Raw genomic sequence first — 21,705 nt, forward strand, 5'->3', positions numbered from 1 at the left:
ATCCGTAGATACGTTAGGCATCAAGAGAAAGTAGAGCGGCAAGAGCAGGGTCAACTTGCTCTTGAATAAAGGCCCCCTTTTAGGGGGTTAAAACAAAGCCACCTTCTTCAGAAGGTGGATTCTTTACTTACGTGCAGTTAACCAGTAGTAAGACTCAATTCTGCCATCGGTAAAGTTTTCATCAGTGACTTTCCCGATTGACTGAATGCTTAATCCTGCGCACTCAATCAACTGACGTACTTCATTTTCATCGTAATAGCTCTTTACCGTATCAACAGTTGTCCTACGCTCTTCCTTTGCATTGAAAGAGATAATTAGACTAGCACCTGATTTAAGAATATGACTAATTGCTTGGAGAGTAATCTCTGGTTGTTTCAAATAGTGCATTACCCCCCAGCAGAGGACCATATCAAAGTGTTGTGTTGGGAATGGGATTAACACATCCGGTACCGAACCACATAACAGTTGTTGCTGCGGTAATTGATAGAGAGATTTAACTATTTCAAGTGCAGCGGCACTCTGATCGGCACCATATACTTGCCTAAACCCCAACTCCAATAACGCTCTGATATTACGTCCTTCGCCACATCCTAGATCTAAAAGTCGTGCATCAGGTTTTAGATCCAGTCTAGAAACCTGTCTTATGATATTGATATCCGGCCAAACCAAAGGATTTTTTGCGCGGACTTCCCGATAATGTGTTTCCCAACTCATTCTTAAGCTCCTGTATTAAATGAGAACGATCTTCCGGCTGTATTTGATAAAAATGCATTTAGTTGCCATTGATACGTGAATGAGAGTATCAAGCAGCCGTCTCTTTCTGTACATTCTTGGTATCCCGAATCTGGCAATTTGATGTTGTATTGTTCAAGTTTTTGCTTAAATAGCAGCAGCATGGGAACTGTCTGTTTTATCGATTGAGGGGATTTTCCGAGAGCAAGTTGAATATTGTTTTCAAAAACATCATAGCCATTGCTCATCATTGGAATGAAGATGTCATTGACGTTGTCGCCACCAATTTCTGCATGAACTTCATAGATTTTGCATTGCTCGTCAGTTGGATTGAATTTCATCGCCGTTTGAAAAAAGCCATGCTGAATCGATAGTGCGTTTTTCATAAGTGAAAACTGGTTTTTTGCTACTTCATCTAAGCTTTGTGGAACGGTATACCATCCAATTCCATCAAAGCTAGGCGGCCCGTCAGATATTTCCCCTATGGTACATAGATGAAATATCTGACTGTTAGAAACGAAGTCTATTGAGACTATATCCTGACCAAGCAAATATTCTTCAATATTGACCGAACCATCCAAGGATACAGAAGTGGCGTCAGAGTATGCTTGTGCTAAGTCTTTACTTGAATTGCACAAACTCATTGCCGCGTGAGACTTTACTGTATTAGCAGGCTTTATAAAGACAGGGTAATCAATAGGACTATTAATATCGAATATTCTAGGTGCGGCAATATCATACTGCCTAAGGGTGCGTAATAATTTTTGTTTGTGGGTGAAAATTTCGCTATTGCCTATATCTAGTCCAGGGAGTTTAAAATATTTAGCAATTTTTGCGCAGCTCACCACGGGTTTGCCTGTTGATCGTGTTAACACTGCGATTAATTCGATATCTTTTGCAATAATAGCGTCAATGATAGGTTCTGCGTCATAGGTACTTACATTGATAAATAGGTCAGAAATCATCTTTCCTGGCGCTTGGGCGTCGGCATCACAAGATACGACTTTCCAGCCCATTTCTTTAATTTTTAGGATAAGAGGTACTTGATTCTGCCCAGCGCCAACGCTGAGAATGTATCCATTACTACTTGACATTAACATCCTCGATTAAACTGCTTACCAATTGACACAGTTTGTTCCCTCCCTCTATTTCAAGGGAGTGCTGGTCAGCATTACTTAAATATCGATATTTAAGTTTTTGATTTTCAGATGTAAATAGCCTTCGAATATCTTGGGTTATCGTGTCTCGTGAGTGGCTAATGAGACAACATTCTGCTTTTTCTAGTGCGTCAAGCTCCTGTGGCCCGCAGAGATAGTCGGTTGGCAGTAGCAGTGTGAACGCCCCAGAGGCTATCGCTTCAAATAGTGAAATGCCATAGCAGCAAATGACGATTTCTGACTTCGCCATTAGCTCGGATAAATTCTCTGGATTGACTATATTAGTCCATCTGTCTTGGTTTGGCAGTACAGGATCGTCGGCGTAAGGTCCTTGTATCCAAGTTATTTTATAAGTGGGTGGGACCTGTGTTTCTATTATTGCAGGTAACCAAGCTCCATAGTGTAATGCATCACTGCCGCCTGTGGTGATAAGTACCTGCTTTTCCTTGGGCACTATTTTCTGTGGGGTAAACAGGTAATGCGACCAGCCGTAGGTTGTTTTATCTGAGACTGACTGACAAAAAAATGCTGGTACAAATATGGCATCTACCAGAGAAGCAATATCAACATCGGTTTTGTCTATGGCTAGTAGTTTAGTGTTTGCTGATTTTGCCTTGGTAAGGGCTGAATTTAAAAGAACGTTATCTATGTAATGCGGATGAATGTCTACTATCCAAAGTGCGGTGCTATCAGCCAGCATTTGGGAAAGCGCCGATTGTTCATCTTTGTACCATATTGCAGTGCTTTGTAGCCAAGGTAAGTCGGTGCGTTTGTCACCAACTATACGTAGAGTGACTCCTAGCGATAAATGTTCTTGCAGTAAGTTAGCGATAACAGCACTTCTTTTGAGATGCCCCATACCGATATCTTTCCCGACATGACAGAGTATATGTACCTTTTTATAGTGCGTATCTGGACGTTTTTGCTGTACATGATTATTCAGTGCACGCAGTTCTGGATCCGCCAGAAGCTGCGACTGAACCCATTTCAAGTTCACAATAGAATCGCTAGTGTGCTCTTGGAACCAACGTTGGTATACCTTCTCCATGAAAAGGTAGTCGGCATGGGTATCGACTGAGATCCTATGTTTTATAGTAGAAAAATCATCACTGTCGGTGATGCTGAGTTTTTCTAAGATAGGTGTCAGTTTATCAGCATAGCCAACATGCTCACGAGACATATCACTTTGACTGGCCGCTAACAGTTTCTTCCAGCCCGTGAAGCTGTAAAATGCCATACCTTCGTGAATACTCATTATCCCCTCAGCAAGAACAATACTGTCTTTGAGTGGCTGGCGTTTTAATTCTTTGATCGCATGATCGATAAAATCTGGATCGACTAGGGGGCAATCGCCGCAGATGTAGACAATATATTGAGGCTGAAACGTATTTATGACTGCATCGAGGCGCCCCATGAGATCATTGACATTACCTTCGAAGGTAAAACAGCTTACATTTTTATTTTGCGCCCACTTCACCAGTGGACGGTTGTAATCATCTGCCGTGGTAGCAAGTATGATGTCATCGACCTCTTTGCAGCGGGTTAACCTACGCCATAGCTGCTCAATCATAGGCTTACCGGCTAAGTGCAATAGATGCTTTCCTGGCAGACGGCTAGAATTTAATCGAGCACCAATTATAGCAATGGTTTTCATTTAAGGGTCTCACATTGAAGTGAATACGGACTGATACAGTACTCAAAACTTGGCAAGTAACCATCTTCCTTAAGCGTTTCGTCGGCTTCTATGAGTGAAAACCACAGCCTATTAAGATAGTTGTCATTAATTTTTTGGCTAGAAATCATAGGTAAGGCTGCGCAGAGTGCAGGGTTCCATTTAAGTTTTACGCCAGAAGGACCTGAACCGAAACGCACTTCTCCAGCCGTCGCGCCAAGTGCACTGGTAGCAGAAACAATAGATGATATTGGATTACCATGATTAAAATCATTTTTGGTCTGAAAGGTTTCTAAGATATCGCTACCTAAGTGAGTTTGGTACCAGCTTCTTTGGCTGCAATCGAGTAATGTGACATACCCAAGCCGCAGTGATGCTTCTGGACGAGTATGGTTATCAAACGTGAAACCACAGGTTAGGTTTTCACCGCTTAATCTATACCATTTGCTTAATCCACCAGAGCGTAATGATTGATGGCAGAGTATAAGTAAGCCATCGGCATTATTTAAAGTCTGATACTCCACTTTATTGAGATCCGTAACTCTGTCTCTATGCCTGAATCTTTCCATCAATAAGTGATTACTAAAAAAATCAACGCCATAGCTGATGTGGTCAAAGTAGCCATGTGAGAGTGTGCCTAAAATAGGTGTGAATCCCTGTGACATAAAACTCAACTTTTCTATGCACAATCCTCTGTTTGCGTTGAGTATTAGATGAATTTCTGGTGTTTGTATGCTGAGTTTTCGTCTTGCTTCGTCAAATTCAATTTGGACATTATCAGGGATGATATTTGTCTGCGGTGTATTTTGGCTGGTTAAAGTCGATGGCTTAAATATTGGCTTTTGGACTGCCAACGCTTCAAATCGTTTTTGGGTTAAATGAGTTCGCAGATCGCTTGCCCAACGTCGGCACAACTGCCGCCATTCATGGTCGGTTGCAGTGTCTTTATTCAGTTTTTGGAAGTCAGCAAAACATTGACTGTTGAGTTGTAAGTCATTGCGCCCACTTAATGCCCAACGATTAATGTTATATTTTGCCTGTTTCTTTACTGAGACGGGGTGCTCGGCACTCGTCAGTGTTAACGCAGGAGATGGACACCATAATGTCATTACGTCATAAGGGGGGCTCCATAAAAATCTGGCATCGCTATTTAATGTGTTAAAGAGTAGGTCAATTCGTTGCCACTCTTTCTCTGCTTGGACAGCTTCTGTGTGGTAACGTCCTGGGCGGTAATCGAACACTTCCGCATCACTGCCATAGAGCGGAAAAGCAAGGCATCCAGGTTGTATGACTTTATTGAGGTATTGAAGATAGTCTTCGAGTAATAATTCCCCATGTACATAGCGCTGAAACTTTTGGAAGGCGATTGCATGGTTCCAGATAACCTTAATTTCGTTACCTGATGCGGTAACTAGGGACTGGGGACGTTTCAACAAATCAGTATGCCAATTAGGATTATGCGAATAGGGATTATCCCATTCCACAACAACAGCATCAAAGCCAACTTCAAGGTAAATATCCAGTAGCCCTGCTGAAACAGCTTGTTCATTAAGATAAGCGATTGTTGGTTTGTAACCTAGAATGTTGTTATAGGTTACTTGCCCAAGTCGAAGATTATGACGATTAACATCGGCAGGTACTAGTGGGCCTATTATCTGGCTGTCACCACTCGCAATAAGTTCACAACGATTTTCATTCAATAACGTTTTGAAGCACTTAATCCAATCGGGGTCTACAGATTGAATTGCTTCAAGCGTATAGGCCGTCATCTCCAATCCGAGCGGAATCCCAGTTTCTATCAGGCGCAGCAAAGGCCAATAGCATCGCTGTACTACCTCAAGATGTGATTCTTGCTCTATGGATGAGAATGCCAGATTCATATGAAAAATAGCGTAAATTTTTACTGGCGTCATACTGTTATCCTATTGATACGTCACTTTGACAAGTGAGAGTGCAGTTTGAGCTAGCTCAATGGCCTCATGTTTGCTGGTTGCTGTGGTAATAACAAAGCCACTTCGTTGAGTATGATTTGACAGCGGAGCTATGATGGAACCTGGAGTGATGAATATTTTGAGCAATTGAACTCCAGGTGCTATAGAAGCAACATCATGATTGAGAATAGACTTGACTTTACCTTCAGGCAGATCCAAATAACGTATGGCCACCGCCTGTTGTTTTGAGGGGGTGACTTCTTCAACCGATAGACTTTGTCCAAGCGCCAGCTTGATGGCTTTCTCGACAAAGTTTACCCCACAGGCAAGTGGAATTTGAGTAGTAGAAAAGTAGCCGCCCGAGAGGCGACCCGCTATCTCAATCACCTTAGGACCTGTATCGGTAAATACCATGTCGCCTTTGGCGACTCCGGAATCGATCCCTAAAGCTAACGCTGCTTGCTCGACACATGAAATCACTGCAGCACGAACACTTTCATTTGATGCTGTCGGAGCATCGCCACCATTTTCTATGATGAATGGCTTAGTACGTTCAAGCCATTCATAGTTACGGTCGGCAAAACCTAAGGTATAACATTGGCTATTGTCTACTAGAGTTTCGGTACTAAATTGTGGACCTTCGAGATATTCTTCAAGCATCACTCGGCCAGTCGGTGATTCATGATGGGCGAGTGTCCATGCTGCATCAAGTTGTGACTTCTGCTCAATGAATTGCACTCCTCGAGCACCTCGACTGTCTACGGGTTTGATCACCAAAGGGAAGCCAATCTCGTTAGCGCATGCATGAAGTGAGGCTTTATCTGTCACGGCGCAAAAACGAGGAATAGGGATGCCCATTTTTTGGAGTTGTTGTTTCATCGCAAGCTTATCAGCCACCCAATGAGCAGACTGTAACGAAAGTCCCGGCAGATTGAGTGCTTTTGCAACTATGGCGACACTCATCGGCACATCGGCACACATGGCTATAACGCCATCAACACTAACACCGGAGGCTATTAGTGCCAGAGTCTTAGTCAGTATGGCATTTCCATCATAGGTGCTTTCAATAATGGTCCAATCTGCCATAGCTAAACCTGGTGCAGTTGGATTGCCGTCTGCAATAATGAGCTTAAGGCCCATTGCTTTCGCAATTTTTATGCCTTCACAGGCTTCAATGCCTGCCCCAATGACCAGTAGGTTCTGGCCTTGGTCGTCTTTAGACCTAGCAGATATTTTTTGCATAAATGCAGATTTCCCTACCAATATTTAATGAAGCCAATGCGCGATACATGGCTCTCTTCGTTTCATTTAAACCTGCTTTGTCAAGGTGTAAGTCAAAGCGCATTCTTTTCTGATGACACGCACGTCCCAGTTGGTCATTACCAACATAGGCATCGCCCATGAGTAAGAACATGTCCATTGGGAAAGTCGTTTCATTTAAGAAAACCTCCAGACCAATGTTGTTTAGTAAATTAGCTAAGCTTTTGGGAGTGAAATAATTGAGATGGTGTTTAGGGACCACCCACCAAGGTGAATACTCTCCTGATTTAACTAGTGCTTGTTGGAAGGGATTGTAGTCATTTGGTACCGTGATACACATGATTCCATTAGGTTTTAAACATTTCCGAGCCAATGTTAGTAGCTCTATGGGGTTGGGAATATGTTCGAGCACAAGGCTTGCGTGGATCACATCGAACTGTCTGAGTGTGGGTGCAGTTGTTGGATTAAAAAAGTCATTGATTACATCAACGCCCAATGAACGTGCATGTTGACTCGCTTGAATAGACGGTTCTATCCCAAGCACATTCCATCCTCGTTCTTTTCCGTGCTTTAGAAAGAACCCTGGACCTGAACCTAAATCGAGTAAAGAGCGATTTTCAGCTGCCAGTTGGTTCTCAAACGTATCATAGCGGTCGGAGTATTGCAGATTTAGCCATGCTTCATCTTCATGTTGCCGTTTAATGGAGAGTGGTTTTTCAACTGAATAAAATTCTTCTTTGTAAAATCGTTCCAGTACTTCAGGTTCAGGCAGTGGAGTGACATGTTTAAAACCGCATTGAGTGCATTCAATGATGTCGATACCGTCTTTGTTATCTATTACTGTGCCTGAATGTTTTGTAGAGGTGCTCTTCATCAAGAAAGATCCTTTAGTGATTAATTGGCGTGTGTAGACATAAAGTAATCACGCTTTTATCTCTTAGTCATTGTAAAGATTGATATGTTTTATCCTGTGAGGCAGAGGAGAAAATAATTACTTTATCACCTTGTTGCCAGTCGACTTGTATCAGCGACAGACACTCTCTATTTCTGCCACTTTATTTGACTCGAGTCGGTTAATAACTGCACTTTAATGTATATAAATCCTTCATTAAGCGAGGATTAGCTTTGGTTGCATCGTTGCAATAGTTTTTGTGGTTCGTACAAGTGCTCTAAAACATGCGTTAGTATTTGCTCGAAACTGTCGGCAAATTGGTATGTTTTGATATTGGTATTGATAGCATGCACGCCATAAGGTCGTCTAGCGATAGCAATTGCAGCTTCACTTAGTTCTATGCCCATCGCTTTAGACACACCTGCATTTTTGAATTGTGATAGCGTAAAAACATCGGAACTACCGATTTGGAGTATGTTTTGTGGTAAACGTGACATGCCTCGCTTAATAAAGTGCACTTGTTCGTTAACGTCTCGTATCTTCGAGGCTAAAGGTGCCTCCTGTTGACTAGGATCGGTGTACACAGCGTTGGTTCGATAATACAGTTCCATCTTTCTCGGCGCTAACGTAGGGCTTTGGCAAACGCTGTTGAATTTCATATAAACTGAGTAGTCTATTCCAGTCTGCGGCAAGCTTGAGAGTAGCCATTGATACTTAAACATATTGTCTACTTTCCCATGGCATAGGAAACCGTTTCTGATCATCGTCTATCCCAATATCAACTAGCTAAAGTACATGCCGCCATTAGCATTGAGCGTTTGCCCGCAAAGATAATTGCTGTCATCGGAAGCAAGAAATAATGCGATGGCGTTTATATCGCTAGTATGGCCTAGTCGTTTAGCCGGAATTGCTGCCACTTTTTGTTTACCCAGTTCAGATGCTAATTCATTACGTGTCATTTCTGTTTCAACTAGGCCAATTGATATAGCATTACAATTTATGCCATCAGCTGAATAAATTTTTGCAATTGACTGGGTTAGGTTGATTAACCCAGCTTTGGCTGCAGCATAATGAACTTGGTTAAATCCTCCCCATTGTCCACCGATGGAGGTGATGTTGATGATTTTGCCCCATGTATTTGCTTGCATTGCCGGAATACAGGCTTGAGTTAGCAAAAATGGTCCACGCAAATTGGTATTGAGCATAACTTCAAAATCGTTAGCTGTGATTTCTAAGTAAGGCTTTTCTTGCGCAATGGCTCCATTATTTATAAGAATATCAATAGTACGCGAAAAATGATGTTCAATGGTGTTAACGCAGGTACTTATACTGTCAGGAATAGACTGATCTAGATAAAATGCACACACATTCGAACCTAGCTCCTCCGCTAATTCAGTTGCTGCACTTTCATTATGGCAATAGGTCATTGCAACTAGATAATTTTTGGCGGCAAAACTACGCGCTAATTCAGCACCAATACCACGACTCCCACCTGTTATGAGCACGAGCTTAGTCATGGTTCTGGCCCCTTGGCTTACCTTGAGCATCAAAATATGGCCACATCTTATCAGTGGCTTGTCCACCAAGTAACATAGGTAAAATGTCATGTTGAGGATTTATCTCTACATGGAGTAAAACAGCCCCTTTGGCTTCGATGAATGCGGTGAGCGCTTGTTCAAGTTCAGCTTCTTCGGAACAATGGATAGCTTGAATACCGTAACCTTGAGCTATTAAGGCAAAATTAGGCGATTGTTTGTTACCGCAAGCAGTATCGGTTTCCCAATTCATTAATTGGAATTGAGATACTAAGCCTAGTCTGTGGTTATCCAGAACCAGTATTTTGATCTTAAGGCCTAACTCCTTGATCACGCCCAGTTCTTGGATATTCATTTGAAATGAACCGTCACCCGCGATACACAAAATGGTGGACTCTGGTGAGTGGATTGCGGCACCTATCGCTGTCGGGAGATCATAGCCCATGGTGCCATGGCCTGCCGAGGTAAAAAGCTGGCGATGGGGGAGGGCAAATCTAAAGTGCCTTGCAACCCAATGTTGATGTGCGCCAACACCTGTGGTGACGATAGTGTTCTCTGGTAAAGAGTTGCTTAGTTTTTCTAGCAAGAGTTTAGGTGCAATTCCTGGATAATCTGGGTAGGGCCAAGCTAATTGCGCTTTCCACTGCGAAATGGTGTTATGCCATGATGATAGATTAGGTGGTGATAATTGAGCAAATTTGGGGTGTAAGGCATCAAAAAATTGCTCAAGTTCAGCTTGAACAGCCTTATGGTGAGCGATACGACTATCAGTTAATTCTCCAATATCTAAATCGACTCTAAAAATTTTCGCATTGGAGGCAAAGGCTGTTTTCAGTGTGCCAGTTTGGCGAACATCTAATCTGGAACCTAATACCAGTAATAAATCACACTCAGCAATGGCTTTACCTGCTAATTGGCTACCTGTATGGCCATGAAACCCTAAAGACCCAGAATCATCGGTGTCCAAAACTCCAACGCCTAGCAAGCTATGGCTCACTGGCGCAGGCCAGTAGTTTCTTAAGGTACGGATTGCATCCACTAATGCGGGTGATGTCATACCATTGCCGCAAATAATCACTGGTTTTTGCGAATGTTCAATGGCATTGATTAGTTCATCTATAAAAGTGCCTAGCTCAGTGTTATTGACTGGATAAGCAACCATTTCGGGAACTTTGATGGATTCAGTTGCTGCACTGCGTTGAACGTCCATTGGTAAATCAATCGAAACAGGGCCTTTTCTGCCTTCTAAAGCCAGTTGCCATGCAATAGGAAGAATAGCGTATAGTTCTTCACTGTTTTTAGGTTGGAATTGTCCCTTAGTGATAGGTTTCATCAATGATGGGGTATCAACTTCTTGGAATCCAGATTGTCTTACTCGTTTTTGGCCTGTGAGGTCGCCAGTACCCACTTGGCCCGTAAATACTAACATCGGAATACCATCAAAATAGGCATCGGCGACGGGCGTTAATACGTTGGTTACACCTGGGCCTGATGTTACTGCCACTATACCTGGTAATTGGGTTAGTTTGCCTTGAGCTAGTGCAGCATAACCGGCACCTTGCTCATTTCGTGAAGTGTAAACGGTTACTCCGAAACGTTTGCAAGCATCTAATAAAGGAGCGATGGTTCCACCGGGATAATTGTGAAATGCTTTAATCCCTTGGTGGGCTAAAAATTCAATAATAGCATCTGCTACTACTGTAATTGGGGACATACTCATTATTCTGATACTCCAAACTTTTCTCTTTGAGACTTCATTGGGCGTAATCCATCTTGCGGATCGGCTCGCCATTCTCTATCTGAGGCTTCGCTGGCAACAAATTGTTTTACTGGGTTTCCATCAATGACAGTTGCAAGTTTTACTCCCTGAATTACTGTTGCAATTTGTTGTGGTAACCAGCAATGACCAGCAGCGTATTCATCGCCTGTTTCATCTAAATCTAAATGGAACTCGACAACATCGGCTTCCCATCTGTGTACGGCCCGATTAATGACAGCACTGGAAACAGTATGATCAGACCATCCAACTTTAACTTGGTAACGATTTCTAAAACTACCTAAAACGGCTAAGTTACATTCACGTTCTGGGGTTGGATATGCAGAAACACAGTGCAGTAAGGTAATGTCACTGGCACCATTTTCTTTCAAGGTTTTTAACGCGTGATCGATTTCTTCTATCGTGGCCATGCCCGCTGAAATCACAACTGGTTTTCCTGTTTTCGCGCAGGCCGCGAGTAGGTCGTCCCAAAGTAATTCATAGGATGCGATCTTGTAGAAATTCACAAAGGGTTCAAGCTCTGCTACCGCGTCGAGATAAAACGGGGTACAAGAAAACTGAATACCGTATTCATCGCAGGATTGCTTGAGTTGGGGTAGAAAACTGACGGGCAACTCCCATTGTTTACGTTTACGATGCATTTCACTCTTAGACAGAATCTCAGGTGCAAACAGTTCTTCAATTTTAAACAGTTGAAACTTAACGGCATCGCAACCTATGTCAGCAGCTGTTTTGATAAATTCTATGCAACGCTGTAAGTCTCTATGATGGTTACTAGAAACTTCGGCGATAAATAGGGGGGAATGATTAGTCATAGTGGCTCACACAATGGTGTTGATAACGTATTAACGGCAAATGACAGGGAAGCTTTATGTTAGTTTAGCTACTGACAAGGGCAATGAGCTCATACTCTAAGTAATCAGCCAGACTAAGCCAATCGTGTTGTTCCTGAGCTTGTAACATTGGCGCCAGCATTTGCTGAAACGAGGGTAATTGCATCAGCTCGGGGTGATGTTTCTCAATTGAATCGAGGCATAAACGAAATTCCACTGAGGCCTGAGCTTCCTTGCCTAAACGGAAGGAGTGGGCCGCTTGGCAAAGCATGTCTTCAAGGGACTGTTTTGGTGAAGGTTTTGGCGAATTATGTGGTTTAGACAACATTAAATCAGCTCCTTATATTGCGAACCGCGGATCTTCGCGCCCGATAAGCTGGCTTGGTAAAACTTCACCTGTGGATGTTTAGCAATATAGCGTTCTAAATGTCGTAAATAAGCGCGAAGATTTAGATCAGTTGCAATCCGTTGACCTTTACCATTAATCAACCAATGTTTTGCTTCTCTCACCTTTTGTATCACAGCTTCAACCCATATTTTTTCAGATTTGTCCTTGCTTTCAAATGGATAATCATTCCAAAAAGCATGACTTTTATTATTGCAGTAACAAAAGTCACAGCCTAATAGCGTGATTTCTTTAGCATGTAACTTAACGGCTAAATCAATTGCTGGGTGAATCACACTGCCATTTGTAAACAGTCTCAGCTTGGGGTTCAGCTGGGCCATGCTGTCGTAAATTTTACTCGTGCCATAAGCCACAAATCTTGGCCCTAGCCAATGGGCTAATACTTCGGGGGCTACCCGAGGAAAATACACAAGATTGATTTCTTGGGTTTCTGATAAAGGCAAATGATAGGAGGAAATTAAACCGTCAATACAAACCACTATATCAGGCTTAATCTGATGGTGAAGTAATCCACGCAAAGCCGTATCCGCAGCAATCAATAAGGGTCTCGATGGGCTTAAACTCAACGCCTTAAGATAAGCATAATGTTCTTCTAAAGACGGACCTGAGCCTATAACGATTGCTTTATATGGATTGTAGCTTTTCGTTAAATGGGCAGCATCAGGATCATTAGTAATAAACACCTGATTATCGGCAAAGCGCTTAAGGATCTCTGGATCATCGATTTGATGGTGTCGATTGGTGAAATCACGATTAAGCTCCATCACCAAGAGATCCCTCAGTGTGGCATTGTCATCACTGACGAGATTGAGATCTGGGGTAATGGCAACATTCGGAAATTGCAGCGTTGCACTGGGCATCGCATTTAATAGCACATTAGAATGACTTAGCCATTCCCGCTGATCGGTGTAACAAAGCAATAATGCGAATACGGCTAAGTTTAAAATGCAAACTTCGATTTTTTGATATTGCGGATTATCCGTTAGTAGACTCGGCACATCGCCCATTCCTACCCCATAAACCGTGACTTGCTGAACATTTGAGGGAAGGGTACTAATAAACAGCTGTGCTTCAGCGATGCGGTCATGGCGACTGCTGAGCTGAATGCCATTAACACTGATAGTTTGGTTTTGGCCTTGGACTAAGTGTGCATCAAGATGGTCAATTGATTGGCTTTTTATCGCAGCAGCCACAATTGGCCAGCGTTTAGCAATAATACTCAGATTAGTGGCAAATAGTTCAGTCATTCCGTTTCCTCGGAAGCTTTCGTGTTGATATTACCGACATCACTATCTGGTCTCTCCACAGGGACTCGAACCCCGATCGGCCGCTTAGGAGGCGGCTGCTCTATCCTGTTGAGCTATGAAGAGACGCTGGTGATTATACTGGTTTTATCTTTGATTAAAAGGCTTATGATTTAGTTGCTTAAATCTTAAGCGCGATGTCGTTTATCTGTACATTGTAAACCGCATTTTGGTCAACGAGTACCGCTGTTGCGCTTTCTTCACTCACTTGTTCAATTTGCACTGTTGCTCGGCTTTTGGTAGCAATGGCACGCATTTCATTGAGTCTATCCGGTAAATTGCGTTGTAACACCACTTGGAACTTATCGCCAACTCGAATGCCATGTTTTCGGCCTAGGTTGAGAATAATCCGATCTCCTTGACGACTGACAACTTGCCCAAGTAGTGGTCTACAGTTGAGCGTGTTATCAATATCGCGAGTCGCTTCTTGCAGCAGTTGGCTGATATTTTTGCCGTAGGATGAACGCCAAAATCTATTACTATTGGGGGCAACAATGGCTTGTTCCTCAAATTCCCACCGAGCCGATGTGCTGTAGGTTTTGTTCCATACTTCTTCACCGCTAATGCCGTGATAAAGGCTAAGCTTTAATTGGAACTGCCTTTGTGGCGCTTCATCCCACCATCCCATAAAGGTGGCTTGTACTGGCTCGGTTGAAATATCAATAATTTGCGGTAGTAAAATGTATTGGCTATCGGTAATTTCACTCAGCCAACTCGGAAGTCTATAGCCGCGGATATCGACCAGTTCTTGTGCGATATCGAGCCTTTCTTTGGCATGGATATGGCTGTATCCAGTTGATGAGTAGCAATCAATACTATTACCGAGTCTTTCGGAGATGACTTCTTCAAATCCTGATAATTGGCCGTAGCGTAATTGTGCTCGATCTTTTATTTGGGCTTGGGGAATAAGGATCGCGGCTTTTAATTGGCCCGTTGGGCATTGTTGTGTTGGGTCATCATTCAGATCGAGCCTGAGCGACACATAAATTTTATTCCCTTGAATGCGTTCACTCACTAACTGAATACTAATCGCTTGAGCGTTACGATTAATGGCGAAGCTGTCTTGTGTGAGATTGCCGTTGGTGGTTTGTTGTTCACTGGATATTTGGATCCCGGTGCTGAGGGTGGCATAGCTAACCGCTTGATTGATGGCTTCTTCCCGCGCTTGGGCGATGTTGCCATTGGTGATGATTGCTTCACCACTTGCTTCGACCCATTCTGCTTGCGCGTGATTGGCTTGAAGTGCTGCTAGCAGTAGGCTGCTAATGATGAGCAAGTGCTTTCTGAGTATGTTCATTAATAAGCCCTTCAGGTCAATTGTGCCAATCAGTTGAGTCAGTTTAATGGCGGTTTTATTGGCTGTAAAAGCAAGTTCCGTGCCTGATTTATGAAATATACCCAAACTATCTGAAGTTGCTGAATAGGTGTAGAGGGTAAAGTTATTGGCATCGTTGTCGATAATCAGGTGAGTGAATCAAGGATTGTATTTTGACTTGGTCTAATATTTGCAATCTTTTTGACTAAAGATTGCGGCTCGCTTTGAGGCGCATTGATATCGATAATGAGGTTATTCCCATGCTAAAGCGTGCGTTCATTCCCCTGGCTCTTTTGGCGCTGATTGGGTGTGCGACTAAACCCGTTGTGCCGCCAAAACCTAGCCTAGTTGATGGCAATGGTTTGCCGCCGACAGCGGTGATTAATCATTTAGCGCAGCGTATTGTGACTGAGCTAGTCAAGCAAAATGATGCATTGCGTCCTGATCAACCTATTGTTGTAACTACACCAGTATTAGTTGGCGACATGACGAGTACGAATGCGGTTGCGCTGCAATTGCAGCAGGGACTCATGGCATCGTTGCACAGTTTTCAATTTAATGTGGTGGAGTTAAATCTCGCTGATGGACTGCGTGTTACTGGTGAGGGCGATTTTATTTTGACGCGTGACTGGCAAAAATTGTCTACTAATTTGCCTGTTGACCATATTGTGGTATCCACGATGAGCCCGACGACCAATGGCTTAGCCATTAATACTCGAATCGTTACCTTAAGTAACAACCGAGTGGTGTCAGCTTCACAGACCTTTGTTACACAAAAAGAATTAAGCAATTATATGCAGCCCTCTGAGCAAGTGATCTCCCACGATGGGATTTTATATCGTCAGTCGGCTCCCGGTATGAATGAAGTGCGTGTATTAGGAGATGGAAAATGAAACGCTACCTGTTGGTGATTGCGGCGCTTCTACTGACAAGTTGTGCCTCTAGAGACAAGTATGTACAGTGGGAAGATGTTCCTCCATCTAGCTTCCCTAAACTAACGGCCATTGGTTATGCCCCGTTAGCGACTCAACCAGCGAAAGAGCAATCTCAAAGAATGTTGATGGCGATGCAAGCATCCAAAATTGTGGCTTACCGTGAGCTAGCTGAACAAGTATATGGTCAAAAGATCACCGCTAACAGCAGTGTCAGTGATTGGATGCTAACCGATGATAATGTTAAAGCTTCAGTCACTGGGGTGATCCGCGGCGCAAGAGTAGTTAAAAGTTATCCCGCAGGTGAGCATTATGTTACTGAGTTAGAACTTGATTTTTCTAAGGTATGGCAAATCTATCAACAGCAGAGTCGGCCACAGAGAATTAAAGAAGTCACTTACTTTTAAGGTGTCATCTCCTATCAACCAGAAGACAAGCATGAGATGGTTTGGGTACAGATAATCGATAAACAAAAACCGCGCTTACTAAGCGCGGTTTTTGTTTGAAATCCGTTTGTACTTATAACACCTTACGCTTTTAGATCATTGCCTAAGCTTGAGATTGTCGAGGTTTTACCTTTATCGTTATACGTCAGCGTGGTGGCATTTCGGCTCGCCTGCAAGGCTTGTGCAAAGCGGTTTAGGCTTGCAAGATTCATCTCGATCAAACTAGCATTTTGCGCGTTGAGATCTTTGCATTCCGCGAGAGCCTCTTTAATCACTGCCATTTTATCGGATAGCTCAACTTGCTCCGTGAGTAAGGCTTTATCGCTGTGACTAGCCAGCAAGTCATCATTTGCTTTAAGGGCTTGTAGACATGTTGATTTTTGCTCAGCAAGCGACAAAAGGAAATCGGCGTTTTGGTCAACCAAAGCGCCTTTTTCCTTAAGAATAATTTGTTTAAGAACAGCCAAATGGGCGTGTTGTTGATCTACCAGTTTAGCTATTTCTGTCATAGTTACTCTTTATTAAGCTCATTTAATTCTGCTTCGAAGCTGGCAATATTCGCAGCCAACTTTTCGGGATCAATTTTATAACGACCTTCGGCAATGGCTTGTTTTATTTCGGCCACCTTCTTTTGGTCGACTTCAGGTAGACTGGCCATTTTGGTTTGAGCTCCTTGTAACTGTTGAGCTTGAGCCGTAATGACAACAGAGTCACCTTTTAGTTGAGTTGATTTAGCCGCTACCTGAGAGGTTTTCTCGCTTTCGCTGCTTTGTTTAGTGCTGTTTGAACGGACTTGTGCGGCCGCTCCGGCGTTAAATTTGCTAATATCAATTGCCATTTTAGGCTCCAGCGTCATGTATACGGATTTCTTAACTGGGGTATCGGCAGCTTATCGAAAAGCTTTAGCTTATTTTACATTCTAACTTCTACTTCGCCAATCGCCGTAATTATGGCATCTAGCTCTTTGTTAGAACTGCTATTTTTGATTCGAATTTGGTCGCCGATATTACCATCTTGCAGCGCCTCTCCCACAGTTTTTAGTACGAAGTTATTTGAACGCACATAAATCGACACTGTGTCATTTTTACAGACAAAGCAAAGGTTGTTCGCAAAAATAGGATAATTTTTCGCGACTCGGCGTTTAACTCTAACGCCTGTAAGCTGATTAGTATCGCTAAATTGCATACCACGCAAACTATTTTGGTCAACATAGCGGATCTCGACCTGTGAAGGACTGATTAATTCACCTGGCGCTAAGGTTTCGGTTGCGACCACAACAGGAAAAAGAATGTCTACTCTAACAGACATAAAAATCTGCCAAGGGTAGGCGAGATCGGGGGTATCACAACTGACTTTTATGGTGTTATTACGGCTAATTTCGCGTTCTGAAGCTAATTCGACCCTTATTGGTGATGTGCACTGTGCTGGCAGCATTCGGTTATCGACCGTTTGTGGATTAATGTCGACTTTCGCATTTGCAGGTACAGCAATCTTTTCATTAATAAGGGCTTTAGCTAATTCGGATATCGCCGATACGCTAGGTATCACGGGTTCAGCCTTAGCTGCCGTGGATAGAAAAAGTGCGAAAATACTCAAAAAATAGACTAAATTTACTTTCATAATGAAGAGACTAGCTTGTAACGCCAGAATACACCTATACTTTTATCAAGCGTGAAACTGTTCAATGCTTCTTTCTTCTTTCTTCGATTTTTGGTGTCAGAAGTTTGACTTAGTTTCAACTATGTTTATCGATAACAAGACGTAAGCAATTAATATGCCTATACTCAAACGAGTTTTAGGGCCGTACATAAACAGAACAACAAGGCAGAGTTATGTCGAGTATTCTTGATTCAGTCAACAAACGAACCCAACTCGTAGGTCAAAACCGGCTAGAACTATTGCTATTTAAGTTAAATGGTCGTCAACGGTTTGGGATAAACGTATTTAAAGTGAAAGAGGTTTTGCAATGCCCGCCATTAACGACATTGCCTAAACTCAATCCTTACGTCAAAGGAGTTGCCCATATTCGCGGCACAACTATTTCTGTTATCGATCTGAGTGCGGCAACGGGGGGGCGTCCGTTAGCGAGCACTGAAAATTGCTTTATCATCATTTCGGAATATAACCGTAGTGTGCAGGGGTTCTTGGTTAGTTCTGTTGAACGTATTATCAACATGAACTGGGAAGCTATTATGCCGCCACCGCAAGGTGCTGGGCGTTATTCCTATTTAACCGCGGTTACCGAGATTGAAGGTGAGTTGGTTGAAATCTTGGATGTTGAAAAGATTTTAGATGAAATCTCACCTGTCAAAACGGCCATTAGTGAAGAGGTTAATGAGCAACTTACTCTCGATAGAAGTCAGCATTACCATATTATGGTGATTGATGATTCGGCGGTGGCACGCAAGCAAATTATTCGGTCGTTAGAGTCGTTAAATTTACAAATTGACACGGCAAAGGATGGTCGTGAGGCACTTGATAAGCTCAAGGCCATTGCAAGTGAAATGAATAACGTTGCCGATGAAATTCCACTCATTATCTCCGATATTGAGATGCCCGAAATGGATGGTTATACCTTAACGGCTGAGATCCGTGATGATCCTAAGCTTAAAAATATCAAGGTGGTACTGCACACCTCATTAAGCGGTGTCTTTAACCAAGCCATGGTACAAAAGGTTGGTGCCAATGACTTTATCGCAAAATTTAACCCTGACGAATTAGCTGCGGCAGTGAACAAGCATTTAAGTTTGTAGTGAGAGTGTGGGTTAGTGCCTAGTTGAGCTTTACGCTATAATCTAGCCCTTATTACATGATTGTTGTGCACTTATTTTGGTGCTTGCTATAGGATCTAGGACGTGAATGTGCCTGATAAATCACTCGCTGAAGCAGAATATAATCAATTTAGGTTGTTCTTAGAACAACATAGCGGCATCGTGCTAGGTGAAAATAAACAATACCTCGTACGTAGTCGTCTCGCGCCATTGATGGGCAAATATAACCTTCCTTCGTTATCCGATGTGGTAAAGCATTCGATGAAACCCACGGAACGAGCTTTACGAGCTGAAGTTATTGATGCCATGACCACTAATGAAACCTTATGGTTTCGTGATCGTTATCCATTTGAATTGCTTAATAATGCGCTATTACCAGAATACAGTAAGTTAGGTAGACCTTTAAAGATATGGTCTGCAGCTTGCTCGTCGGGTCAAGAGCCATATTCTTTAGCTATGACCATATTAGAGTACCAGCAAAAAAAACCTGGGGCGCTGCCTGGTGGTGCCTCGATTCAAGCAACGGATCTTTCGCCTTCTATGTTGGAGCGTTGTAAAAATGCTGAGTATGATAGTTTAGCGTTAGCACGTGGATTGTCTGAAGAACGTAAGCGGCAGTTTTTTGATGCTTTGCCTTCTGGCAACATGCGCATAAAAGATAACGTTAAACGTCTCGTCAATTTCCGAGCTCATAACTTGCTCGAGAGTTACACTTTGTTGGGTAAGTTTGACATTATTTTTTGCCGAAATGTGTTGATCTATTTTGCCCCTGAGGCAAAAGCAAAAATTTTGCGGCAATTTGCTGCCGCGTTAAATCCCAAAGGTATCCTCTTTTTAGGCGCATCCGAATCCATTGCTGGCCTTACTGATGAATTTGATATGGTTCGTTGTAACCCTGGCATTTATTACCAAAAGAAAACTTAAGGATTTGATTTTAATTGATAATTACCGGCATAGTTCGGTAATTTTTTTATCTGCTATATCCCTCACAAACTTTATTACCTCCCATAAAAGTATTGGCACATGAATTGCTTTGTTCCCGTGAGTGACACGATGGAGGCAATTTTATGGCGATTAATTTTGATAAGGCACTGGGTGTTCACCAATTCACGTTGGGGATCCGTGCTGAGCGGGCTGAAGTGATTTCAAGCAATATCGCAAATGCTGATACGCCACATTATAAAGCCCGTGACGTCGATTTTTCTGCCGCCTTAAATGTTGCTAAAACCCAGCAACAACAGCGTAATAGCTTAGAGATGACCGCTGATGAGCAGCATTTTGGGCTAGCGCAGCTAACCGGGCAGTACGTTAAATTTCGAGTGCCGAATCAACCCGATACTGGGGATGGCAATACTGTCGACGTTCAACAAGAGCAATCAGCATTTATGCAAAATGCTCTCGAATATCAAATGTCTCTGGGGTTTTTAGACAGTAAATTTAGCGGTATGAAAAAAGCGCTGAGAGGGGATTAATCATGAGTTTATTTAATATCTTCGATGTTGCGGGGTCTGGCATGTCAGCCCAGTCTCTGCGGCTAAATACTACCGCGAGTAACATTGCTAACGCAGATTCAGTCTCCAGCAGTGTAGATAAAACTTACCGTTCTCGTCATCCTATTTTCGAAGCAGAAATGGCCAAGGCGCAAAGTCAGCAACAAGCTTCCCAAGGTGTCACGGTGAAAGGCATAGTCGAGAGTGATAAGCCCCTATTAAAAGAGTATTCGCCGGATCATCCGATGGCGGATGCTGATGGCTTTATTTACAAACCAAATGTCAATGTCATGGAAGAAATGGCTGACATGATTTCAGCTTCTCGCTCATATCAGATGAATGTTCAAGTGGCTGAGGCGGCAAAATCTATGCTGCAACAAACACTTGGGATGGGTAAATAATATGCGTTATTTAGGAGGTACGTTGTGAGCCTCATTAACCAACTGAGTCAAACCTCATCGCAGCTGACTCAAACAAACACTCAATCGAATACGGTATCAACCAATACCACGAAAACCTCGACTAGCTCGACAGGTAACCCATTTTTGGATGGATTACGTTTGCCGAATAGTTCTGCTGTTCCAGAGGCTAAGAGTCAGCAGCTCACTCAAGAGGATTTTTTCTCATTACTCAGCCAGCAGTTATCGATGCAGGATCCCTTCAAGCCCGTTGATAACGACCAGATGATTGCACAAATGGCATCTTTTTCTACAGTCGATGGCATTTCTAAGTTAAATGATCAAATCGTTAATTTAAACAGTGTGATGACATCAAGCCAAGCTTTGCAAGCATCGGGATTAGTTGGGCGAAAAGTGCTGTTACCGACAGATACGGGTTATATCTCTGCAGAAAGCCCAGGCTTAAATGGTGTGATCAGTACTTCAGAGAAAATTCCCGTCATTAATGTTCGAATCGAAGATGATAAAGGGCAAGTCGTTAGAACATTTACTGTTGATGGTAGTAAGGGTGGTAACACTGATGTCAAGTGGGATGGTTTGAATGATAAAGGAGAACCCGTTGCTGCAGGTAATTACTCGATTAAAGCATCGGGTTTGGTGAATGATAAATCACAAGCGTTAGCTGTATCGACCTATGCGCATGTGACCAGTGTTTCTTTAGGTACTGCAGCGACTGGCGCCATTTTAAATCTCAAGGGTGGAATGGCCTTTAAACTGTCGGATGTACTTGCGATTAGTGAAGTTTAATCGTTATCAAGATTGTAAATGGACATCACACTTGTCCATCATTGAAT

At 42.8% G+C, this 21,705-nt stretch carries 23 protein-coding genes, 1 tRNA gene and 1 pseudogene; 8 read left to right on the forward strand and 17 right to left on the reverse strand.

Features of this window, described 5'->3' with window-relative positions; all coding sequences use genetic code 11:
* A pseudogene (locus tag AEA42_RS22215) lies at positions 1–69 on the forward strand (IS200/IS605 family transposase); the annotation flags it as partial.
* Between the two features lie 54 nt (positions 70–123).
* Here the strand turns inward: AEA42_RS22215 and AEA42_RS07950 are convergent.
* The 14 genes from AEA42_RS07950 to AEA42_RS08015 all read right to left on the reverse strand — a co-directional run bounded on the left by AEA42_RS07950 (position 124) and on the right by AEA42_RS08015 (position 14,796).
* Entirely contained in the window at positions 124–714 is a 591-nt protein-coding gene (locus AEA42_RS07950; RefSeq protein ID WP_055647435.1) for a class I SAM-dependent methyltransferase, read from the reverse strand.
* Positions 715–716: 2 nt separating this feature from the next.
* The gene (locus tag AEA42_RS07955) at positions 717–1,826 is read right to left on the reverse strand and encodes a hypothetical protein (protein WP_055647436.1); all 1,110 of its coding nucleotides are present in this window, start codon (positions 1,824–1,826) and stop codon (positions 717–719) included.
* Entirely contained in the window at positions 1,816–3,543 is a 1,728-nt protein-coding gene (locus AEA42_RS07960) for an NTP transferase domain-containing protein (protein WP_055647437.1), read from the reverse strand. Before AEA42_RS07960 ends, AEA42_RS07955 begins: the two co-directional genes overlap by 11 nt.
* Positions 3,540–5,474, reverse strand: coding sequence for a glycoside hydrolase (locus AEA42_RS07965; RefSeq protein WP_055647438.1), 1,935 nt, complete (start codon positions 5,472–5,474; stop codon positions 3,540–3,542). The genes AEA42_RS07960 and AEA42_RS07965 overlap by 4 nt, the downstream gene beginning before the upstream one ends.
* A gap of 9 nt (positions 5,475–5,483) precedes the next feature.
* Positions 5,484–6,734, reverse strand: coding sequence for an ATP-grasp domain-containing protein (locus AEA42_RS07970; RefSeq protein ID WP_055647439.1), 1,251 nt, complete (start codon positions 6,732–6,734; stop codon positions 5,484–5,486).
* Complete coding sequence (locus AEA42_RS07975; protein WP_055647440.1) at positions 6,715–7,626, reverse strand: class I SAM-dependent methyltransferase; 912 nt, start codon at positions 7,624–7,626, stop codon at positions 6,715–6,717. Before AEA42_RS07975 ends, AEA42_RS07970 begins: the two co-directional genes overlap by 20 nt.
* Before the next feature lie 245 nt (positions 7,627–7,871).
* Complete coding sequence (locus AEA42_RS07980) at positions 7,872–8,408, reverse strand: methyltransferase domain-containing protein (protein WP_055647441.1); 537 nt, start codon at positions 8,406–8,408, stop codon at positions 7,872–7,874.
* Between the two features lie 18 nt (positions 8,409–8,426).
* Positions 8,427–9,161 (reverse strand): SDR family oxidoreductase, encoded by a 735-nt coding sequence (locus AEA42_RS07985; RefSeq protein WP_055647442.1) that lies wholly within the window; start codon positions 9,159–9,161, stop codon positions 8,427–8,429.
* Positions 9,154–10,899, reverse strand: a complete 1,746-nt coding sequence (locus tag AEA42_RS07990; RefSeq protein ID WP_055647443.1) for a thiamine pyrophosphate-binding protein — start codon at positions 10,897–10,899, stop codon at positions 9,154–9,156. The genes AEA42_RS07985 and AEA42_RS07990 overlap by 8 nt, the downstream gene beginning before the upstream one ends.
* Positions 10,899–11,771: an N-acetylneuraminate synthase family protein gene (locus AEA42_RS07995; protein WP_055647444.1), complete on the reverse strand. Its 873-nt coding sequence runs from the start codon at positions 11,769–11,771 to the stop codon at positions 10,899–10,901. The genes AEA42_RS07990 and AEA42_RS07995 overlap by 1 nt, the downstream gene beginning before the upstream one ends.
* 64 nt (positions 11,772–11,835) lie before the next feature.
* Positions 11,836–12,117: a hypothetical protein gene (locus AEA42_RS08000; protein WP_055647445.1), complete on the reverse strand. Its 282-nt coding sequence runs from the start codon at positions 12,115–12,117 to the stop codon at positions 11,836–11,838.
* Positions 12,117–13,442, reverse strand: a complete 1,326-nt coding sequence (locus AEA42_RS08005) for a 6-hydroxymethylpterin diphosphokinase MptE-like protein (protein WP_055647446.1) — start codon at positions 13,440–13,442, stop codon at positions 12,117–12,119. Before AEA42_RS08005 ends, AEA42_RS08000 begins: the two co-directional genes overlap by 1 nt.
* A gap of 47 nt (positions 13,443–13,489) precedes the next feature.
* Positions 13,490–13,565 (reverse strand) — tRNA-Arg (locus AEA42_RS08010).
* 55 nt (positions 13,566–13,620) lie between these two features.
* Positions 13,621–14,796 carry a flagellar assembly protein FlgT gene (locus AEA42_RS08015; protein WP_055647505.1) on the reverse strand — a complete coding sequence of 392 codons (1,176 nt, stop codon included), beginning with the start codon at positions 14,794–14,796 and terminating at the stop codon, positions 13,621–13,623.
* Positions 14,797–15,074: 278 nt separating this feature from the next.
* Between AEA42_RS08015 and AEA42_RS08020 the strand changes: the two genes are divergently transcribed.
* Both AEA42_RS08020 and AEA42_RS08025 read left to right on the forward strand, forming a co-directional pair.
* Positions 15,075–15,707, forward strand: a complete 633-nt coding sequence (locus tag AEA42_RS08020) for a FlgO family outer membrane protein (protein WP_037420623.1) — start codon at positions 15,075–15,077, stop codon at positions 15,705–15,707.
* Entirely contained in the window at positions 15,704–16,153 is a 450-nt protein-coding gene (locus AEA42_RS08025; RefSeq protein ID WP_037420620.1) for an LPP20 family lipoprotein, read from the forward strand. Before AEA42_RS08020 ends, AEA42_RS08025 begins: the two co-directional genes overlap by 4 nt.
* A gap of 122 nt (positions 16,154–16,275) precedes the next feature.
* On the opposite strand, the gene AEA42_RS08030 is transcribed toward AEA42_RS08025, so the two are convergent.
* The 3 genes from AEA42_RS08030 to flgA all read right to left on the reverse strand — a co-directional run bounded on the left by AEA42_RS08030 (position 16,276) and on the right by flgA (position 17,812).
* Positions 16,276–16,701, reverse strand: coding sequence for a flagellar protein FlgN (locus tag AEA42_RS08030; RefSeq protein WP_055647447.1), 426 nt, complete (start codon positions 16,699–16,701; stop codon positions 16,276–16,278).
* A 2-nt stretch (positions 16,702–16,703) separates the two neighbouring features.
* Positions 16,704–17,030, reverse strand: coding sequence for a flagellar biosynthesis anti-sigma factor FlgM (gene flgM / locus AEA42_RS08035; RefSeq protein WP_037420613.1), 327 nt, complete (start codon positions 17,028–17,030; stop codon positions 16,704–16,706).
* A gap of 74 nt (positions 17,031–17,104) precedes the next feature.
* Positions 17,105–17,812, reverse strand: a complete 708-nt coding sequence (gene flgA, locus AEA42_RS08040; RefSeq protein ID WP_037420610.1) for a flagellar basal body P-ring formation chaperone FlgA — start codon at positions 17,810–17,812, stop codon at positions 17,105–17,107.
* A 212-nt stretch (positions 17,813–18,024) separates the two neighbouring features.
* Between flgA and AEA42_RS08045 the strand changes: the two genes are divergently transcribed.
* The 5 genes from AEA42_RS08045 (at position 18,025) to flgD (ending at position 21,658) form a co-directional block, all read left to right on the forward strand.
* Positions 18,025–18,945 carry a chemotaxis protein CheV gene (locus tag AEA42_RS08045; RefSeq protein ID WP_037420608.1) on the forward strand — a complete coding sequence of 307 codons (921 nt, stop codon included), beginning with the start codon at positions 18,025–18,027 and terminating at the stop codon, positions 18,943–18,945.
* A gap of 102 nt (positions 18,946–19,047) precedes the next feature.
* Positions 19,048–19,887 (forward strand): protein-glutamate O-methyltransferase CheR, encoded by an 840-nt coding sequence (locus AEA42_RS08050; RefSeq protein ID WP_055647448.1) that lies wholly within the window; start codon positions 19,048–19,050, stop codon positions 19,885–19,887.
* A gap of 143 nt (positions 19,888–20,030) precedes the next feature.
* Positions 20,031–20,435: a flagellar basal body rod protein FlgB gene (gene flgB / locus AEA42_RS08055; protein ID WP_037424822.1), complete on the forward strand. Its 405-nt coding sequence runs from the start codon at positions 20,031–20,033 to the stop codon at positions 20,433–20,435.
* A 2-nt stretch (positions 20,436–20,437) separates the two neighbouring features.
* Positions 20,438–20,854 (forward strand): flagellar basal body rod protein FlgC, encoded by a 417-nt coding sequence (flgC, locus tag AEA42_RS08060; protein ID WP_011716396.1) that lies wholly within the window; start codon positions 20,438–20,440, stop codon positions 20,852–20,854.
* A gap of 24 nt (positions 20,855–20,878) precedes the next feature.
* Entirely contained in the window at positions 20,879–21,658 is a 780-nt protein-coding gene (flgD, locus tag AEA42_RS08065; RefSeq protein WP_037420602.1) for a flagellar hook assembly protein FlgD, read from the forward strand.
* The last annotated feature ends 47 nt before the right edge of the window (positions 21,659–21,705 follow it).

This window comes from Shewanella sp. Sh95 (genome assembly GCF_001308045.1).
Taxonomy (GTDB): domain Bacteria; phylum Pseudomonadota; class Gammaproteobacteria; order Enterobacterales; family Shewanellaceae; genus Shewanella; species Shewanella xiamenensis.

Coding starts and splice junctions, on each gene's coding strand:
- AEA42_RS07950 (WP_055647435.1), bottom strand. CDS start 714: ATGAGTTGGGAAACACATTATCGGGAAGTCCGCGCAAAAAATCCTTTG.
- AEA42_RS07955 (WP_055647436.1), bottom strand. CDS start 1,826: ATGTCAAGTAGTAATGGATACATTCTCAGCGTTGGCGCTGGGCAGAAT.
- AEA42_RS07960 (WP_055647437.1), bottom strand. CDS start 3,543: ATGAAAACCATTGCTATAATTGGTGCTCGATTAAATTCTAGCCGTCTG.
- AEA42_RS07965 (WP_055647438.1), bottom strand. CDS start 5,474: ATGACGCCAGTAAAAATTTACGCTATTTTTCATATGAATCTGGCATTC.
- AEA42_RS07970 (WP_055647439.1), bottom strand. CDS start 6,734: ATGCAAAAAATATCTGCTAGGTCTAAAGACGACCAAGGCCAGAACCTA.
- AEA42_RS07975 (WP_055647440.1), bottom strand. CDS start 7,626: ATGAAGAGCACCTCTACAAAACATTCAGGCACAGTAATAGATAACAAA.
- AEA42_RS07980 (WP_055647441.1), bottom strand. CDS start 8,408: ATGATCAGAAACGGTTTCCTATGCCATGGGAAAGTAGACAATATGTTT.
- AEA42_RS07985 (WP_055647442.1), bottom strand. CDS start 9,161: ATGACTAAGCTCGTGCTCATAACAGGTGGGAGTCGTGGTATTGGTGCT.
- AEA42_RS07990 (WP_055647443.1), bottom strand. CDS start 10,899: ATGAGTATGTCCCCAATTACAGTAGTAGCAGATGCTATTATTGAATTT.
- AEA42_RS07995 (WP_055647444.1), bottom strand. CDS start 11,771: ATGACTAATCATTCCCCCCTATTTATCGCCGAAGTTTCTAGTAACCAT.
- AEA42_RS08000 (WP_055647445.1), bottom strand. CDS start 12,117: ATGTTGTCTAAACCACATAATTCGCCAAAACCTTCACCAAAACAGTCC.
- AEA42_RS08005 (WP_055647446.1), bottom strand. CDS start 13,442: ATGACTGAACTATTTGCCACTAATCTGAGTATTATTGCTAAACGCTGG.
- AEA42_RS08015 (WP_055647505.1), bottom strand. CDS start 14,796: ATGAACATACTCAGAAAGCACTTGCTCATCATTAGCAGCCTACTGCTA.
- AEA42_RS08020 (WP_037420623.1), top strand. CDS start 15,075: ATGCTAAAGCGTGCGTTCATTCCCCTGGCTCTTTTGGCGCTGATTGGG.
- AEA42_RS08025 (WP_037420620.1), top strand. CDS start 15,704: ATGAAACGCTACCTGTTGGTGATTGCGGCGCTTCTACTGACAAGTTGT.
- AEA42_RS08030 (WP_055647447.1), bottom strand. CDS start 16,701: ATGACAGAAATAGCTAAACTGGTAGATCAACAACACGCCCATTTGGCT.
- flgM (WP_037420613.1), bottom strand. CDS start 17,030: ATGGCAATTGATATTAGCAAATTTAACGCCGGAGCGGCCGCACAAGTC.
- flgA (WP_037420610.1), bottom strand. CDS start 17,812: ATGAAAGTAAATTTAGTCTATTTTTTGAGTATTTTCGCACTTTTTCTA.
- AEA42_RS08045 (WP_037420608.1), top strand. CDS start 18,025: ATGTCGAGTATTCTTGATTCAGTCAACAAACGAACCCAACTCGTAGGT.
- flgB (WP_037424822.1), top strand. CDS start 20,031: ATGGCGATTAATTTTGATAAGGCACTGGGTGTTCACCAATTCACGTTG.
- flgC (WP_011716396.1), top strand. CDS start 20,438: ATGAGTTTATTTAATATCTTCGATGTTGCGGGGTCTGGCATGTCAGCC.